19 protein-coding genes and 1 pseudogene are annotated in these 17,336 nt (G+C 29.1%); 9 read left to right on the top strand and 11 right to left on the bottom strand.

Annotation, left to right across the window (positions count from 1 at the left end; translation table 11 throughout):
• The first annotated feature begins 66 nt into the window (after positions 1–66).
• Positions 67–936, top strand: a complete 870-nt coding sequence (gene sucD / locus BUA86_RS13740) for a succinate--CoA ligase subunit alpha (RefSeq protein ID WP_072933609.1) — start codon at positions 67–69, stop codon at positions 934–936.
• A 454-nt stretch (positions 937–1,390) separates the two neighbouring features.
• On the opposite strand, the gene BUA86_RS13735 is transcribed toward sucD, so the two are convergent.
• The 5 genes from BUA86_RS13735 to BUA86_RS13715 form a co-directional block, all read right to left on the bottom strand.
• The gene (locus tag BUA86_RS13735) at positions 1,391–2,041 is read right to left on the bottom strand and encodes a DUF4240 domain-containing protein (protein WP_072933607.1); all 651 of its coding nucleotides are present in this window, start codon (positions 2,039–2,041) and stop codon (positions 1,391–1,393) included.
• Between the two features lie 312 nt (positions 2,042–2,353).
• Positions 2,354–3,496 (bottom strand): glutathionylspermidine synthase family protein, encoded by a 1,143-nt coding sequence (locus BUA86_RS13730; RefSeq protein WP_072933605.1) that lies wholly within the window; start codon positions 3,494–3,496, stop codon positions 2,354–2,356.
• A gap of 10 nt (positions 3,497–3,506) precedes the next feature.
• Complete coding sequence (locus BUA86_RS13725) at positions 3,507–3,881, bottom strand: hypothetical protein (protein ID WP_072933603.1); 375 nt, start codon at positions 3,879–3,881, stop codon at positions 3,507–3,509.
• 2 nt (positions 3,882–3,883) lie between these two features.
• Positions 3,884–4,162 carry a hypothetical protein gene (locus BUA86_RS13720; RefSeq protein WP_072933601.1) on the bottom strand — a complete coding sequence of 93 codons (279 nt, stop codon included), beginning with the start codon at positions 4,160–4,162 and terminating at the stop codon, positions 3,884–3,886.
• A 107-nt stretch (positions 4,163–4,269) separates the two neighbouring features.
• Positions 4,270–5,778, bottom strand: coding sequence for a succinyl-CoA:acetate CoA-transferase ScpC (locus BUA86_RS13715; protein WP_072933599.1), 1,509 nt, complete (start codon positions 5,776–5,778; stop codon positions 4,270–4,272).
• 195 nt (positions 5,779–5,973) lie between these two features.
• On the opposite strand from BUA86_RS13715, the gene BUA86_RS13710 reads away from it, so the two are divergent.
• The 3 genes and pseudogenes from BUA86_RS13710 to BUA86_RS13700 all read left to right on the top strand — a co-directional run bounded on the left by BUA86_RS13710 (position 5,974) and on the right by BUA86_RS13700 (position 8,070).
• Positions 5,974–6,795, top strand: a complete 822-nt coding sequence (locus BUA86_RS13710) for an AraC family transcriptional regulator (protein WP_072933597.1) — start codon at positions 5,974–5,976, stop codon at positions 6,793–6,795.
• A 3-nt stretch (positions 6,796–6,798) separates the two neighbouring features.
• A complete protein-coding gene (locus tag BUA86_RS13705) occupies positions 6,799–7,461 on the top strand; it encodes an alpha/beta fold hydrolase (protein WP_072933595.1) in 663 nt (220 codons plus the stop codon).
• Positions 7,462–8,070: pseudogene (locus BUA86_RS13700) on the top strand (CDP-alcohol phosphatidyltransferase family protein).
• A 36-nt stretch (positions 8,071–8,106) separates the two neighbouring features.
• On the opposite strand, the gene truB reads toward BUA86_RS13700, so the two are convergent.
• Genes truB through BUA86_RS13680 form a run of 4 tightly spaced genes read right to left on the bottom strand, consistent with a single transcriptional unit; the run spans position 8,107 to position 10,889 of the window.
• On the bottom strand, positions 8,107–8,814 hold the full coding sequence (truB, locus tag BUA86_RS13695) for a tRNA pseudouridine(55) synthase TruB (RefSeq protein ID WP_072933593.1): 708 nt from the start codon (positions 8,812–8,814) through the stop codon (positions 8,107–8,109).
• 1 nt (position 8,815) lies between these two features.
• A complete protein-coding gene (locus tag BUA86_RS13690) occupies positions 8,816–9,694 on the bottom strand; it encodes an undecaprenyl-diphosphate phosphatase (RefSeq protein WP_072933591.1) in 879 nt (292 codons plus the stop codon).
• Positions 9,694–9,996 carry a DUF3098 domain-containing protein gene (locus BUA86_RS13685; RefSeq protein WP_072933589.1) on the bottom strand — a complete coding sequence of 101 codons (303 nt, stop codon included), beginning with the start codon at positions 9,994–9,996 and terminating at the stop codon, positions 9,694–9,696. Before BUA86_RS13685 ends, BUA86_RS13690 begins: the two co-directional genes overlap by 1 nt.
• Positions 9,996–10,889, bottom strand: a complete 894-nt coding sequence (locus BUA86_RS13680; protein WP_072933587.1) for a cell division protein FtsX — start codon at positions 10,887–10,889, stop codon at positions 9,996–9,998. Before BUA86_RS13680 ends, BUA86_RS13685 begins: the two co-directional genes overlap by 1 nt.
• Before the next feature lie 107 nt (positions 10,890–10,996).
• Here BUA86_RS13680 and rsmA point away from each other — a divergent pair, with 107 nt between their 5' ends.
• From rsmA to BUA86_RS13665, 3 genes are all read left to right on the top strand, one after another.
• Complete coding sequence (gene rsmA / locus BUA86_RS13675; protein ID WP_072933585.1) at positions 10,997–11,764, top strand: 16S rRNA (adenine(1518)-N(6)/adenine(1519)-N(6))-dimethyltransferase RsmA; 768 nt, start codon at positions 10,997–10,999, stop codon at positions 11,762–11,764.
• Positions 11,765–11,767: 3 nt separating this feature from the next.
• The gene (gene mgtE, locus BUA86_RS13670) at positions 11,768–13,123 is read left to right on the top strand and encodes a magnesium transporter (RefSeq protein WP_072933583.1); all 1,356 of its coding nucleotides are present in this window, start codon (positions 11,768–11,770) and stop codon (positions 13,121–13,123) included.
• Between the two features lie 73 nt (positions 13,124–13,196).
• Positions 13,197–13,709, top strand: coding sequence for a YqiA/YcfP family alpha/beta fold hydrolase (locus tag BUA86_RS13665; protein ID WP_072933581.1), 513 nt, complete (start codon positions 13,197–13,199; stop codon positions 13,707–13,709).
• An 85-nt stretch (positions 13,710–13,794) separates the two neighbouring features.
• Here the strand turns inward: BUA86_RS13665 and BUA86_RS13660 are convergent, their stop codons facing one another.
• Both BUA86_RS13660 and BUA86_RS13655 read right to left on the bottom strand, forming a co-directional pair.
• The gene (locus BUA86_RS13660) at positions 13,795–14,511 is read right to left on the bottom strand and encodes an MBL fold metallo-hydrolase (RefSeq protein WP_072933579.1); all 717 of its coding nucleotides are present in this window, start codon (positions 14,509–14,511) and stop codon (positions 13,795–13,797) included.
• Positions 14,508–15,752 (bottom strand): MFS transporter, encoded by a 1,245-nt coding sequence (locus tag BUA86_RS13655; RefSeq protein ID WP_072933577.1) that lies wholly within the window; start codon positions 15,750–15,752, stop codon positions 14,508–14,510. The genes BUA86_RS13660 and BUA86_RS13655 overlap by 4 nt, the downstream gene beginning before the upstream one ends.
• A 91-nt stretch (positions 15,753–15,843) precedes the next feature.
• Between BUA86_RS13655 and BUA86_RS13650 the strand changes: the two genes are divergently transcribed.
• Positions 15,844–16,710 (top strand): LysR substrate-binding domain-containing protein, encoded by an 867-nt coding sequence (locus tag BUA86_RS13650; RefSeq protein ID WP_072933575.1) that lies wholly within the window; start codon positions 15,844–15,846, stop codon positions 16,708–16,710.
• Between the two features lie 65 nt (positions 16,711–16,775).
• Positions 16,776–17,156: a hypothetical protein gene (locus BUA86_RS13645; protein WP_072933573.1), complete on the top strand. Its 381-nt coding sequence runs from the start codon at positions 16,776–16,778 to the stop codon at positions 17,154–17,156.
• Positions 17,157–17,336: the final 180 nt, after the last annotated feature.

Genomic DNA, 17,336 nt, shown 5'->3' with positions numbered 1-17,336 from the left:
TTTTTAGGGTGAATATTTTTTAAAAAGAGAAAGACCTTTTATATTTGTCTAACTAAAAAAATCACAATGTCTGTATTAGTAAACAAAGATTCAAAGATAATCGTTCAAGGTTTCACAGGAAAAGAAGGAACTTTTCATGCCGAGCAAATGATTGAGTATGGAACTCAAGTAGTTGGAGGGGTTACACCAGGTAAAGGAGGACAAACTCACTTAGGATTACCAATTTTTAACACTGTAAAGGATGCTGTAGATCAAGCTGGAGCAGATGTTTCTATTATTTTCGTTCCGCCAGCATTCGCAGGTGACGCTGTTATGGAAGCTGCAGAAGCTGGAATTAAAGTAATTATTTGTATTACTGAAGGTATTCCTGTAGAAGACATGGTAAAAGTTCAGGCTTATGTTGATCAAAGAGATGTTACATTAATTGGACCTAACTGTCCAGGTGTTATTACATCTGAAGAAGCTAAAGTTGGTATTATGCCAGGATTTATCTTCAAAAAAGGTAAAGTAGGAATCGTTTCTAAATCAGGAACTTTAACTTACGAAGCTGCTGATCAAGTAGTAAAAGCTGGTTACGGTATTTCTACTGCAATTGGTATTGGTGGAGATCCAATTATTGGAACTACAACTAAAGAAGCTGTAGAATTATTTATGAATGATCCAGAAACAGAATGTATCGTAATGATTGGTGAAATTGGTGGACAATTAGAAGCAGAAGCTGCTCGTTGGATTAAAGCTAATGGAACTAAACCAGTTGTAGGTTTCATCGCAGGTCAAACTGCTCCAAAAGGACGTACAATGGGACATGCAGGTGCTATCGTTGGTGGTGCAGATGATACTGCTCAAGCTAAAATGGCAATTATGGAAGAATGTGGAATCCACGTTGTTGCTTCTCCTGCTGATATTGGTGCTACTGTTGCAAAAGTTTTAGGATAATAAAATTACAATATCTAGTAAAATATAAAAGGAACTCTAAATTAGAGTTCCTTTTTTTAATGGTTAATTTTTTCTTCTATTTAACCTGTTTAGAGTTTTAAATATTATATTTTAATTATTTAGCTAATTTTCTTTTTTAAACGGATTAAAAAAAATGGTATTTAAATGTTTGACGTTAATAAAATTGAAAGAGCGTAGGATACAAATGATTTAATGAACGTATGTGAATTTTTAAATCATTCCGTAGCGTTGATAATTTTTAGTCAAAGATTTACGACCTTGATGGATCTTGTACTGAGGCTCTCGAAGTATTGTTTCGTTTTTTTATCAAGATTCCCCGAACGGCATATGAATTCATATGAAAACAATTAAAAGTTCATGAATAAAAAATGAAAATAAAACTATATTCTTAGTATTAAAAATTCTATATAAAAACTTTTAACATGAAAAGAATTTATAATATATCATCCTCATCTTCTTCTTCATCTTCCTCGTCTACAAAATAGTCTTCGACAAATATTTTATATAGTTTGGGACAGAAGATTTGTAAATTGGTGAAATTTTCATCGTCCCAATCAAAATCTGGTTTAGGAAAATTCTCTGTGAAATTTTCTAATTGTTTTTTCTCTATGTAGTTGGCAATAGGTAGACCAACTTTTACCATGAAGAGTTCATTGGTAATAGAATGAAAATTCTCAAATTCGTACAAATCATCTTCGTTAAAGCCCTCTTTAAAATAATAAGAAAGCCTATCAGGATGCGATAAAGCTTTTTCGAATAATTCTCTACCTTGAGAAACAATCCAATTTTTAAAATAAAAAAAATGTTTTGGATCAGTTTCATCATTCATTATACAAGCAGCACACCATATTTCTGGTGAATGTAAAGAAAATAATAAATTTTCTAATCTTATTTGAAATCCAATAATATCTTCGGCAGTAAGTCTTTCTAATTCTAATGCTAAAGACTGTCTTTGTTCGTTCAAATTACTAGCTTCTTGTAAAGAATTTTCTATAATTTGCCAAAATAAATCTTCTTCGAGCATTCCCGAAATTGGTTCTGCTGGAACTGAAAAAGAATTAAATAAATCATCTAAAAAATCCATATAAAGCTATATTTAGGTTGTTGTTATGCTAAATTTTATTGACTGTTGCTTTCTCATTTTTTTTAATTGTCTAATTATTAATTATTTAAAATAAATTGAAAATAGTCATCAATCTTCTGTTTAATTTATGAAAAAAAAGTTTAAAAAACAAGATGAAAAAATGAAATAAGGTAATTTGGTTAGATTTAAAAAAGATGAGCATAATATGAAGTTTATTCAAATTATGCTCATTATTTTTTTTAATTGAAATCCGAGATTTGAAATTCGGAGTAGGAATTTAGAAACTAGATGTTGTTAATTCAATTCTAATTGTTATTCTATAATATGAGGAATAAATCTACTTTTATCTGTTGTAATAAATTGGTTACTTTCTCTGAAAGTAATTCCTGCAGATTCTTGACCAATTATCCAACTACCAATAATAGAATAACCCGTTTCTTCTTTTCGCAGATTTGCTAACTCTTGGTATATAAATCCTTCTTCACCATATTCACCCAAAGTCTGCTCTGTAATACGACCTTCTTTTACAACTTCTATATTTGCACCTTCACGAGATAAAAGAGGTTTTTTTACATAATTTTTCATCTCTTTAGGAGAATCAAAATAAGCCTCTAAAAGTAGAGGATGATTTGGATATAGTTGCCATAAAACAGGAAGTATAGCTTTATTAGAAAGAATCATTTTCCAAGCAGGCTCTATCCAATTTGCTTTTGCTTCATCATTTTTGATATTGTATGCAAAAAGCTCATTCGTCATCCATTCCCAAGGATAGAGTTTAAAAATATCAGTAATTATTTCATCTTCTAAATCAACAAAATTTATATTATTCCAACCAATATCATCAATAAAAATTAATTTAGTGTTTATACCAGCTTGTATTGCAGTATCGCGTAGATATTCTGCATTTGTTAAATCTTCTAATGATTCTTTTACACAAGAAAAATGTAACGTATCTCCTTTAAGATAGGGTTTTAAAATTTTCCATGTATCAATAAGTTTATCATGAACAGAATTAAATTGATCTTTAGTGTCTCCAAAATAATTTTCCATCCAAAGCCATTGCACAACGCCACACTCAAACAAAGAAGTAGGTGTATCAGCATTAAACTCTAATAATTTTATCTGATTATTTTTCTCATCATAAGAAAAATCGAATCTCCCATAAATACTTGGTACATCATTTTCCCATGTTTCAATAAGATAAGGTTGAATAAATTTTGGAATTTTAAACAAATCGAGCATATTATTTTCTATAACATGTTCCACTGCATGTAGGCACATATCCCACAATGTTTTTGTCGCATCAAAAATTTGGTCAGCTTCTTTTTCAGAAATAGAATAATAGTAATCTTCTATCCAATAAGGTATACCTTTCTCATCTGTATGATAACCAAAACCAATGTTCTCTAATCGTTCTTGCCAATTAGAATCTTTTTTTAATTGTTTAATTTCCATTGATTATTTTTTAAGATGAAGCAGATGAAGACGAACTTCCGAAACCACCACGTACTGCTTGGTCTCTCATAGCTTTATCTTTCATTGTATTTGTTCCAATATTAGATTTTTGATGTATACCTGGGCTCGAATATCCCATTCCTCCAGTTAAACTACGAAATGCCATAAACCAAAGTAAAGAATTTCCCATTCCTCCATTATGAGATTGGTTATTCTGAGAATAATTTTGTGTTACATCTGTATATGGTGCTGTAGAATCTGCACGCATAAATACTTTTTGAGGATTTGTAGCAACAGCTTCTTCTTTATTAACACAAGAACTAAGAACAGAAGAAATTAAAACCAATGTAACAAGTTTACTTGCTTTTTTATCTTTATTATTCATTTTTATTGTATTGTAACATAAATTGGAACAGAAGCAGAATCTGTTGGAGTAGATTTTTTTGATGTAATTAGTGTATCAATTTTTTCATTAATAACGACATCATTTGCCCAGATTTTTTGTTTTGTAATATGAAAAACAGAGTCACCAACAGTTTTTGTTGTTAAAACTACTTCACGAGCAGATTTTTTATCAATTTGTTCTAAATTTTCACTATTTCCCTGATTAGATTGACAAGAATAAAATAAAGTGAAAACAGAAATTATAAGTAATTTTCTTTTCATTGTCTTTTATGAGATAGTCACAAAGTTACATTATTTCATAAAAAAAAGCACAATTCAGAGTTGATCTGAATCATGCTTTTAAAAAAAAGTATAGTTTTATTATTTAGTTATTTCAAAGCAAATAGGCTCTCTTTTTTCATAGAACCAGTTTCTTTTAATCTTGTATGCCAAGAAAAAGCTTCTTCTAATATATGTGGTGTTTGTCCACCTCTTTCTGCGCATGCTCTCTCAAAATAAGATAATAATTCACCTTGATAATCAGCATGAACACAATTATTAATAATTTCAATTGCTCTTTCTCTTGGAGCTAATCCTCTTAAATCTGCCAAACCTTGTTCAGTAACAATAATATCTACATCATGTTCTGTATGGTCTGTATGAGAAACCATTGGAACAATAGAAGAAATATTTCCTCCTTTTGCAATAGATGATGTTACAAAAATAGAAATGTAGGCATTACGTGCGAAATCTCCAGATCCTCCGATACCATTCATCATATGAGTACCAGAAACGTGTGTAGAATTTACATTTCCATAAATATCACATTCTAAAGAAGTATTAATTCCGATAATTCCTAAACGGCGGATAACTTCTGCAGAGTTAGAGATAGATTGTGGACGTAAAACGATTTTGTCTTTATAATTCTCGATATTATTAATTACACGGTCATAACACTCTTGAGAGACTGTCATAGAAGATGCAGAAGCAAATTTCATTTTTCCAGAATCTATTAAATCAAAAGTAGAATCTTGTAAGACCTCAGAATACATTACTAAATCCTCGAAATCAGAATTTTCTAATCCACCTAAAACAGCATTTGCAACTTTACCAATACCACATTGTAAAGGCATTAAAGATTTTGTTAAGCGACCTTCTTCAACTTCTTTTTCAAAGAATTTTACAATGTTTTGAGCGATTGCAATCGTAGCATCATCAGCCGGCTGAATATCACCAGGCATATCTTGAATATCATGAAAAACAATACCAACAATTTTAGAAGGGTCAACTTTTATAGTTTCAGTTCCTATCTTAGTATCAATTGTTGTAATATTAATAGGTGTACGTTTTCCGTATTCTTCTACATTGTATATATCATGAATTCCTTTAATATTTGTAGGAATAGTCGTATTAATCTCTATGATTAATTTCTCAGCACTTTTTACAATTTCAACATTATTACCAATAGATGTTGTTGGGACTAAAGAACCATCTTCTAATATTTCAGCAACTTCTAAAATTCCTAAATCAATTTTAAATTGACCATTTAATATATGTTCAGCACTTTCACCTAAGTGTTGGTCTATAAAAAGTAGATTACCAGCATTAATATTTTTTCTCATTACAGTATCTACCTGAAATGGTAAACGCTTTTTTAATGCTCCACTTTCAACTAAAGCAGCATCGGTACCATGTCCTAATGAAGCTCCTGTAACTAAAGTTAATTTTAAATCTTCTGTTTTAGCACGTTCTGCAACAGCTTTTAATACAACTTTTGTATCTCCACCTCTTGTAAAACCACTTGAACCTACAGTCATTCCATCTTCAAAAAACTTAGCAGATTCATCCGCTGTCATTATTTTTGAATGTAAGTCAGTTAATTTTATTCTTTCCAACATATGCAACTTTTATTTTTGTCTCTTTTCTTAAAATATTTATCCTCTTTGTACAGAGGGAATTACAAATATTAGATAATTTGAAAAATTGTTAATATTAAAAAAGGTCAAATAATTATTCAAAACAGCCACTTAATTTGTGTACATTATACATTATATAAAAAATATCTGTATCTTAGTTGTCTATATAAACAAACAATGAATATACACTTAGATAATAAATTTGAGACACGATATTATTTAACCGAGATTGATAAATATCCAACATCAATTTTCTGTTACCACAAAGAGATTTCGGAAGCATACGTGGTTGAACATAAACATAATAAAGCTCAATTTCTATATTGTGAAGGTGGAATTGTTTATGTAAAAATAGGAAAAGATACATTTTATTTGCCTGCTAGACACTATATGTGGATACCTCCTCATGTAGAACATAGTATACACCCAAATACACCAGAGGTAATCATGAGAAATTTATATTTTCCGATTAATGAAGGCGATGATTCTTTTTACAAAAAAGTAGGAATTTATCCGACAGATGGATTATTACTTGAACTTTTATTGTTTTCTAATCAATGGAAAGGAGATATACTTCCAGATGATAAAAGCGAATTTATTATAGCACAAGCATTCAAAGAAATCTTACCTAAAGTAAGTAAAAATAGCTTGAGATTAGCTTTACCACTTCCTCATGACGAACGTCTTAAAAAAATTGTACAATTCTTAGATGATAACATGGATTCATCTATTACAATGAAAAAAATCACTGCTGAGTTTGGGTTTTCGGAACGTTCTTTGTCAAGATTATTTCAGAAAGATTTAAATATGACATTTGTTCAATATTTTACAATCTTAAGAATGTTAAGAGCTTTACAATTGTTAATTGATGGTACTTATTCTATTAGTGAAATATCTAACATGGTTGGATATAATAGTTTACCAACTTTTAGTAACACTTTTCAGAAAGTAATTGGTGTTCGACCAACAGATTATTCTAAAAAGAAAGATATATTATAAAGAATGAAAATTTATCAAGTAAGTGGTTTAGGAGCAAATGGAAATGCGTTTAGAAATTTGCGCTTAGCAGATGGATTTGAACAAGTTTATATTCCTTGGTTAAAACCAGAAAAGAATGAAACATTAGCTCATTACACAGAAAGATTAATTAATACTATAAATCCCACAGAAGATTTTCTTTTGATGGGATTATCTTTTGGAGGAATAATTGTGCAGGAAATGAATCGGTTTATTCATCCTAAACATACCTTTCTTATATCAACAGTAAAGAATAGAAGAGAACTTCCTAATCTACTTAAGTTTTCTGCCTCAACAAATGCTCATAAAGCAATTCCTATGAGTTTTCTTACATCAGATAGGGCTTTCTCTTATATGATGTTAAGAAAGTTATATTACACAGAGAAAGACAAGTCTAATATTGATGATATCTTTGAGTTTAAAGATAAAGATTACCTAAGTTGGTCTATTCATAAAATCGTAAACTGGGAACATTCTACTGCTTATCAAGAAGAAAATGTAACACATATACATGGTACGAAAGATATTGTTTTCCCTATCAATAATATTCAAAATGCGATTAGAGTAGAAGGGGGAACACATATTATGGTAATGCAAAAACCAAAAATTATTAGCGAAGAAATAAACAAGGTTCTTAATTTACTTTAAATGAAAAAAAGAATTCCTTTACTTCTTATTTTTTTTAGACTTTTATTAGCTCCAATTATAATAGCATTAGCTTATTATTTAAAGGAAGAATCTAGAGGTATTTTAGTTACTTTAATTTTCTTAGGGTTAATTTCAGATATTTTTGATGGAATTATCGCAAGAAAATTAAAAGTAAGTTCTGTAAAATTGAGAAGATTAGACAGTCAAGTAGATTTAGTTTTTTGGATTACTGTAATGATTGCATGCTACATATTAAACGCGGAAATACTACAATAAAATAAAGTAGGATTATTTCTTTTACTCTTCATGGAATTTTTATGTTATGCGATTAGTTTTATTCGGTTTTCTAAAGAAACTTGTACACATGCATTTCTTTCAAAAATATGGGGACTCTTTCTATTTTCTAGCTTTGTATCTATAATAGGATTTGGATACGGAGGTATTCTTTTACAATTAACTATTTATTGGGGAATAATCTCTCAGTTAGATGTCATTTTAATTATTCTATTATTACCAAAATGGCAAAATGATATTCCAAGCTCTTATCATGCAAATCTTATTAGAAAAGGAATTCCTTTCAAAAAAAGTAAATTGCTAAATGATGAATAAAAAAAACTTAATGTTTCCATTAAGTTTTATACTATTTTAAAGTTCTAATTTGTTTTCTGTTTCGAAATAACTTTTTTCTAAAGCTAAATTTTCAGCATTTATTACATCAAAATCTCCAATTTTAGTTCGACGTAGAGCAGTTAAATAACCACCAGAATTTACAGCTTTACCAAAATCGTACGCTAAACTTCTAATGTATGTTCCTTTACTACAATTTACTTCAAAATCTACAAAAGGCAAATCTATTTTAGTAATTTTAAAATCGTGAATTGTAATTTTTCTAGCTTTTCTTTCTATTTCTTGTCCTTCTCTTGCTAACTCATACAAACGTTTACCATCTACTTTTATAGCAGAATGCATAGGAGGAAACTGTTCTATTTCTCCAATAAACTGTTCTGTAGCTTCGTAAATTATTTCTTCTGTTAAATGATCTGTAGGAAAAGTTTGATCTTCTTCAGATTCTAAATCATAAGTAGGTGTAGTAACACCTAATTTTATAGTACCTGTATATGTTTTTTCTTGCGCCTGAAATTCATCTATTTTTTTAGTTAATTTTCCAGTACAAACTAATAAAAGACCAGTAGCTTTAGGATCTAACGTTCCTGCATGTCCAACTTTTATCTTCTTTAAATCGTAAGATTTTCTAATGTTCCAACGAATTTTATTTACAACATCAAAAGAAGTCCAATCTAACGGTTTATCAATCAGAAAAACATGTCCTTCTTGTATTTTCTCTACATTCATTCTATTTATGCTGAATCATTGTTGTTTCTACAGAAGTATTATTTTCTGTAGAAGATTGTGGATTATTCCAAAAGTAAATTAATAGTACAATTCCTATTATAATTCTGTACCAACCCCAAAATTTAAATCCATATTTAGTTAAAACAGAAATAAAAGATTTTACAGCGATTAATGCTACTACAAATGCAATAACATTTCCAAGAATAAATAACGTAATATGTTCTTGATCTTGTAAAATCATTTCGTAACCTTTCATAGGAGTTACAGTATCTTCTCCCCATGTTTTTACAAAAACTGAATAAACAGTTACTGCTAACATTGTAGGAACAGCTAAAAAGAAAGAAAATTCTGCTGCTGCTTTACGAGATAAACCTTCTGTCATACCTCCAATAATAGATGCTGCAGAACGAGAAGTACCAGGCATCATAGCTAAACATTGCCAAAAACCAATTGTAACAGCTTTCTTTATTGTGATATCTTTTTCGTTATCAATTTTAGGATTTTTAAACCATTTGTCTACAAATAATAAAATAAATCCACCAAAAACTAACATTCCAGAAATAGCGACTTGATTTCCTAAGACAGCTTCTATTTTATCATCAAATAATTTTCCTAAAATTAAAGCAGGCACAACAGCGCATGCTAATTTGATGTAAAAGTTAAAATTAAAATCCTGGAAGTTGAAAAACTTTTTCCAGTATAAAACGACAACTGCTAAAATGGCTCCAAATTGTATAGAAACCTGAAACATTTTTAAAAATTCGCTTTCAGGAAGTCCCATTAAAGCGGCAGTAAATCCCATGTGAGCAGTAGAAGAGATAGGCAAATATTCTGTCAATCCCTCAACAATTGCAATAATAATTGCTTGTAAAGTATTCATTATTTTTCCTTATTCGGATTGATTAAAATAGCATAAATTTCGACAATAAAACCAGCAACAACTAAAAATGGAGCTAAACGAATTCTACGAAATGAGTAAATATCATCATTCCAATAATTCGCATCCCAAGTTCCGTCTGGTCTTGTATTCGCATCATGTCCTGTCATTAATAAAAATCCAAGTCCAATTAATGCTAATCCAATTGCCATGAAAATATAATTTCTTTTCCCGAATAAAAAAGTAAAACCAGCACCATTAGTTGATGCTGATTCTTTAGTTGTATTTATTGAATTTGTTTTCATTAATAAAGTTGATCAGTTTTTAATCTTAAGTAACGCCATGCAGCAAATAATGTACTAAAAATAGCGATAATAACACCAATTGCAATTAAAATAAGAATTAATGCTGTGTAATTAGGATTCCATAATAGTAAACCTACTTTTGTTGCTAATGTGTACCATAAAGCACTTAGTCCAATAATTGCTATTGTCGCAGCAAAAAATCCTAAAATAGCTCCTTCTATAAGGAAAGGCTTCATAATAAAACGTCTGCGAGCACCAACCAATTGCATTGTTTTTATGCTGAAACGTTTTGCGTATATTTTTAATCGGATAGAGTTGTTGATTAAGATAACAACAATTACCAAGAATATTACAGCAAAAATCATTAACCAAAAAGTAATTTTATTAATGCTTTGGTAAATAGTTACCATTGCTTCTTTATCACTTTTTACTTCATCTATAATTGTATTTTTTGCTAAAACTTTATTGATAGAATCTATTTGCTCAACAGATTGTATGGTGTTTGGATTTAAAGTAATTTGTACAGAGGCAGGGAAAATACTTTCTTCAAAGAAATCACTTCCATCAGTTCCTAAATCTTTTTTAGCAATTTTACCAGCTTCTTCTTTGCTAATATACTTTGTAGCTTCAACAAAAGAATACTTCACCTTCAACGAATCGATATAAGATTTTTGCAAATCAAGCTCTTTATCTTTTAATTTTGGATCTTCGACATCTTTAAAATAAGCTTCAATTTTTAATTCTCTTTTTAGATGTTCTGCGTAACTTTGTGCATTAATGACAATTAAGCCGAAAATACCTAATAGAAATAAAACAAGCGAAATACTAATTATTACAGTAATATTAGAAGAACGCAGTCTTTTTTTCTCAAATTTATCGTTCGTTTTTGACATTTGGGTTAATTTTGGGGCTAATATAAAAAAAACTTATCTTGAAAGAAAGATATTCTAATAGATATTATAAGATAAGTGGGTTAAAGAAAACTTAAAATTTATAATTTTTGAAAGTAAAAGCTAAAAAACATTTAGGTCAGCATTTTTTGAATGATGAAAATATTGCTCGAGATATCGCCGAAGGTTTAACTTGGGAGGGATATGATCGTGTATTGGAAATTGGTCCAGGAATGGGAGTGTTGACAAAATATATTTTGCAAGCAAAGAAAAATATAGAGGTTGTAGAGATTGATGCAGAATCTGTAGAATATCTAAAAGAATATTATCAACCTTTTTATCCAGGATTTAAAATTCATTCCGAAGATTTCTTAAAAATGGATTTCTCTTCTAAATTTGACGAGCAAATCGCAATCTTAGGAAATTTCCCTTATAACATTTCTTCTCAAATTATTTTTAAAGCGTTAGAAGAAAGAGAAAATGTGCCAGAAGTTTGTGGAATGTTTCAAAAAGAAGTTGCAGAAAGAATTGCATCAAAAAAAGGAACAAAGGATTATGGTATACTTTCTGTGTTAGCACAAGCATATTACCATTGCGAGTATTTATTTACTGTTCCAGAGCATGTTTTTACACCACCACCAAAAGTGAAATCAGGTGTAATTATTATGCGTCGTTACAGAACAGAAATAGAAGGAGTAGAAAGAAAAAGATTTTTTCAGGTTGTAAAAGCCGGTTTCGGTCAAAGAAGAAAAACATTAAGAAATGCTTTAAAATCTTTAGGTATTCCAGAAGATTTAATGGAACATGAGTTCCTAAACATGCGTGCAGAGCAATTGTCTGTAGAAGATTTTATTGAGTTAACGAAAAGAATGAAATAAATTATGGAGGTAAAAATTACAAAAGAGTTTATAGAAATTTTAGTAGAAAGAATAAACGAACAAAATGCAAAAGAAGTTAAGGAGATGTTGCAAGATCTTCACCCAGCAGATATTGCCGAATTGTTTGATGAACTTTCGACCAAAGAACAATCTTTTGTAATTGATTTACTTGATAATGAGATTTCTGCTGACATCTTACTTGAATTAGAAGAAGATGATAGAAAGAAATTTCTAAAAACATTAACAGCCAAAGAAATTGCTGAAGATGTAATTACCGAAATGGATACCGACGATGCTGTTGATGTTATTAACGAGCTTTCTGAAGAGAAAAAAGATGAGGTAATTGCACAGTTAGAAGATCAAGAACATGCCAAAGAAATTGTAGACCTTTTACGCTATGATGAAGAAACCGCTGGAGGTTTAATGGGAAAGGAGCTCGTAAAAGTGAACAAAGATTGGTCTGTAATTACTGCTGTTAAACAAATGCGTAAGCAGGCAGAAGATTTAGAAGAAGTTTTTTCTATTTATGTGGTAGATGAAGACGATAAATTATTAGGAACTTTAAGTTTAAAGCGTTTATTGACAACATCTGCGAATGCTAAAGTTGCAGATGTTTACAACGAAAAAATACAATACGTAAAAACATATGCGAAAGATGCTGAAGTAGCAAAAGTTATTGAAAAATATGATTTATACGAAGTACCTGTTGTAGATGAATTAATGCGTTTAGTTGGCGTAATTACGGTTGATGATGTGATTGATGTAATCCGTGAAGATGCAGAAGAAAATTATCAATTAGCAGCCGGTATTACGCAAAATGTAGATTCTGATGATAGTATTTGGAAATTAACAAAAGCACGTTTACCATGGTTATTACTGGCATTGGTAGGTAGTTTTATCGCTGTAAATGTTTCGCAAAGTTTTAGCGATGCAATGAATTTATTTCCTCAGTTATTCTTTTTTACACCTCTTGTTGCTGCCATGGCAGGAAATGTTGGTGTACAATCCTCAGCCATTATTGTACAAGGTTTAGCGAATAATAATATTACAGGTTCTATTTGGAAAAGATTAGGAAAGGAAATGCTTTTAGCCATGCTAAATAGTGTTGTTTTAGCTATGTTACTTTTATTAGCAACTCATTTTATCATGAGTACGAGTTATGAAATCTCATCAACAATTGTATTGGCATTGGTTATTGTAATGATTTTGGCAAGTTTAATCGGAACATTTATTCCGATTATGTTACATAAATATGGTGTAGACCCTGCAATTGCTACAGGGCCATTTATTACCACAAGTAATGATATTTTTGGATTACTTATTTATTTTTCTATCGCAAAAATGATATTAGGGTTCTAAACTCTATAAATATCATAGTTTAATAAATTTTAATAAATTAATTTAGTTTTCGAATTATATAAATAAGAATATAATGAAATTTGCTTATTTACACGGTTATCAAGGATTTGTAACAGATGAAAAAAGAATTTATTTAGATTCTTTAGGAGAGTGTTATGCACCTTTAATTGATTACGATACAGATAATACAATTATACAAGAACTGTTGGTAAAGTTTAAAGAAGAACCTATAGACTTTATTGCAGGAACTAGTTTAGGAGGAATGATAAGTTATTATTTGGGAATGATGTTAAATATTCCAGTTTTAATGTTTAATCCTGCTGTAATTGCAATAGAGCGTTTAAAACCATTTCTACCAGAAGTTTTACTAAATAGTGTTCCATCTAAAAAAAATACTGTTTTTACAGGTTTAAAAGACGATGTAATAGAACCTCAGCTTCAAATAGAGTTTGTTGAAAATTTACAAAAACAAAACGGAAATATTGAACAATTTTTTGATGCAGAAATGACACATCTAGTAACCTTAGATGAGTTTGAAAGAGCTTTTAAGAAATTTATAGAGTTGAAGAAGGTTTCTAAGTTATAATGTTTTTAAGTTATTAAGTTTATAATTTAGAAAAACAATACAATAGCTTTGTTCATCTAAAACTTTAAAAACATAACCACTAAATTTAAAATTGAAATGTAGGATTCTTCAAATCATGATAGAATAAAACTTTCCAATGATTTTCTATTGCTAATTCTTCCCAGTTTAATCTATCTTGCATGGCTTTCTTTCCATCAAAATCACTTTTATATGCGATACGATGTTTAAGATAAGCTCTTAAAGGTAAATTATCAGAGCCAAAAAAAGCAATTTCATTTTGTTCTTCTATCCAAAAAACTTGTAGAAAAGGAGTGTGTCCTCCAGTAACTTCAAATCTAATTTTATCTGTTATGTTTCCTTTGTCATCATTCAACCAAATGATTTCACTATTTTTTATAATAAAATCTAAGACAGATAAATCATAAGACAAACTTTCTGTTTGAGTAATCGCAAATTCATATTCACGTTTCTGAATATAAAGAGAAGCATTCGGAAAAATTAATTCCATATTTCCATTTACTTTTTTCACTAAACCATCTACATGATCTTTGTGTAAATGAGAAAGTAAGATTTTAGATATAGTAGAAGGGTTAAGATTTAAATGCTCTAAATTCTGAATAATTTTTGGTTCATTATTTTCTAGCCATCCTAATCCAGCATCCAATAAAATATTTTCGTTATCAATTTGTATCAGAAATGGTTGTACAGCCATTTTTAATCCTTCATTTTCTTCATTTAATAAAGAAAAATTCTTCTCTTTATCTACATTAAAATGACCATCAATTAAAGGAAATATATTCATAAATGTATTTTTGATAATAATATTGTTTTGTATCGTTTAAGATTAATTCTATAACCTTTCAATACTTTTTGTAAAATAAATAACGGAACCAAGTTAAAAGCTGCTAGAAAACATAAACAGTAAACAAACGATTTTATTCCTAAATATTGTATAATCAATCCTCCTAAAAATGGAGTAGCAGCTTGTGCAACTAATGGTAATAATGCTAAATTCCCTATTATTTTTGCATATATTTTTGGACTAAATATCCACAAAGGCAATGTTCCTCTTAAAATAGAGCGCATACCATTTCCTAATCCAAATATAATAACTCCTATAAACGCTATTTTATAAGAAAGTAATAGCAAAACAAATGATATAAAAATTGCAAAAGAAGAGATTAACGCTGTAATAATAGGTGTTTTTTTAGGAAATAGAAGATCTAATAAACGTACACCAACTTGGCTTGGGCCTAATAAAGCTCCAATTGCTATAGCTTCTTTTAATCCAATCCCTTTATCTTTAAGAATTTCGATAATGTAAACATATAAACCAGTCATAAGAAATGAGCCAATAGAAAAATTGATGAGTAATAAATAGAATGATAATTTAAGATCAGGAACAACGTTTGTTTTCTGAATAATTATTTTATTTTCTTTCTTCTCATTTATTTCTTTGTGATCTTGCTGGTAAGCAAAACTAAAAAAGTGTATTGGAAGAGTAAATATGATTAATAAAATGGCAAAAATTAATAAAGAATTTCTCCATCCATAATTTGTGCTACAATAAGATAAAATTGGCCAAGCAACAGTTGTTGCAAATCCAGAAATTAATGTAATCTGTATTATAGATCCAGAAGCTTTTTTACCATATTTTTTTCCTAAAGAAGCAAATAAAGCATCATAAAGCCCAAAACCCATTGCAACTCCCAATAAAATCCATCCTATTAAGTAAACTATTTTTCCAGAAGAAAATGAAATGGTTATAAGACCTAATGCCATAATAATTCCAGATAAGAATAGAATATAATTTTTCTGTGAATTATTAATTATTTTTCCAATTTTTGGAGAAATTAGCCCAGAAATTAAGATTGAAATAGACAGACATCCATAAATAAATTGAGGAGACCAATTTGTTTCTTTCATAATAGGATCAGCTAAGATAGAAAGGACAAAATAAGAACATCCCCAAAGTAATATTTGGGCTATACCAAGAAAAAAACTCTCGATATATTGAAAATAGTTTTGATTTAAGAATTTCATTATCATATTGTAAAACAAATTTCTGTTATTTTTATAAATTTGTAAAACACTTTATTTCGATTAGATCAATCGATAAAACCGATTAATAAAAATGGAGCTAAGACAATTAAAATATTTTTTAAAAGCAAAAGAATTACTCAACTTTACAGCTGCTGCAGATGAGTTATATATTAGTCAAAGTACACTATCACAGCAAATAAAACAGTTAGAAATAGAGTTGGGAGTACCATTGTTTGATCGTATTGGGAAACGAATTGTTCTTACACAAGCAGGTGAAGAATTTGCAATTTATGCTAAAAAAAGCTTAGATAAATCGAAAGAAGGTTTTCTAGCTATGCAAGATTTGAAAGAATTAAAGAGTGGAAAATTAGAAATAGGCGTTTCTTATGGTTTACGTTTAACATTGTTAGCTGCATTAAAAAGTTTTACATCTAAGTTTCCATCTATTCAGATTAAAATTACTTTTAATACAACGCAAACATTAATTCACTTATTAGAGGAATCTAAATTAGATTTTATACTCACTTTTAAAGACGATTTTTATTATACAAATTTAGAGTATACGCCATTGTTTTCTTCAAAAATGTCTTTTGTAACAACAAAGGAGAATAATTTAAATAGGGAAGACATTAAATTGGCGGAAGTTGTAAACTATCCTCTTATTATGCCTTCTATGGAATATAGTACAACACATTTTATTATAGATGCATTACGAAAAGAAAATATCAAACCAAATTTTTCTATAGAAATAAATGACATTCCAACTTTAATAGAAATGGTAAAAACAGGACAATGGTATACGATTTTAGCAAAAACAACTATTTCTTCTGATACAGATTTGAAGAGTATTCCAATAAAAGGAAAAAATATGGAAAGAGAAGCTGTTATTATTTCTCAAAAAGAAGCATATAAAACAATGGCGATGCAAAAATTTTTAGAGATTTTAAAGCAAGTTTAATTATTTAATTCGATATAATTCTTTTAGAAAAAATAAAAAACGTTACTTTTGTTTCCGTGAAACTTTTGGTAACAAAAATATTAATCTTTTTATATATTACAACTTCAACACAGTTTTCTCAACTGTATAAGTTGCCAATATTCGTTTCGCATTTTATAGAACATGTTCAAAAAGATAAATTAGGAAGTATTTCCGAAGAAATGGTATTTTTTATAGAACACCATTATGGTGGGCATGAACAAGATGAAGATTGGCAAACAGACCAGAAATTACCATTTATTAAAATCGAAATTTCACATGTCGATCACAGTTATCTTCCTATTATTACTTTTGAAGTTCCACAATTAAATAAAGAAGTTCATCAAGAACATACTTTACAATTCTATGAAGAACAATTTTCTTCAGATTATCTAGATTCTATTTGGCAACCGCCTAAACAAGCGTAATTTTTTAGTTTTACTAAGAGCCTGTTTAAAATATTCATCTAATAATTTGTCTATGTCTCTTTTTGGCTATAAAAAGCGTTAAATTTTTCATGATAACTTCAGCTATCCTTGCAAAATTTGTCTATTTATTTCTCAAAAATAAACTATAAACAATTTCATAATATAAATTTAAACAAGCTC

It is taken from the genome of Chishuiella changwenlii, assembly GCF_900142565.1.
In the GTDB taxonomy this organism is placed as follows: domain Bacteria; phylum Bacteroidota; class Bacteroidia; order Flavobacteriales; family Weeksellaceae; genus Empedobacter; species Empedobacter changwenlii.
The sequence above is the reverse complement of the archived record's forward strand: the minus strand, read 5'-3'. Positions and strand labels throughout refer to the sequence as shown.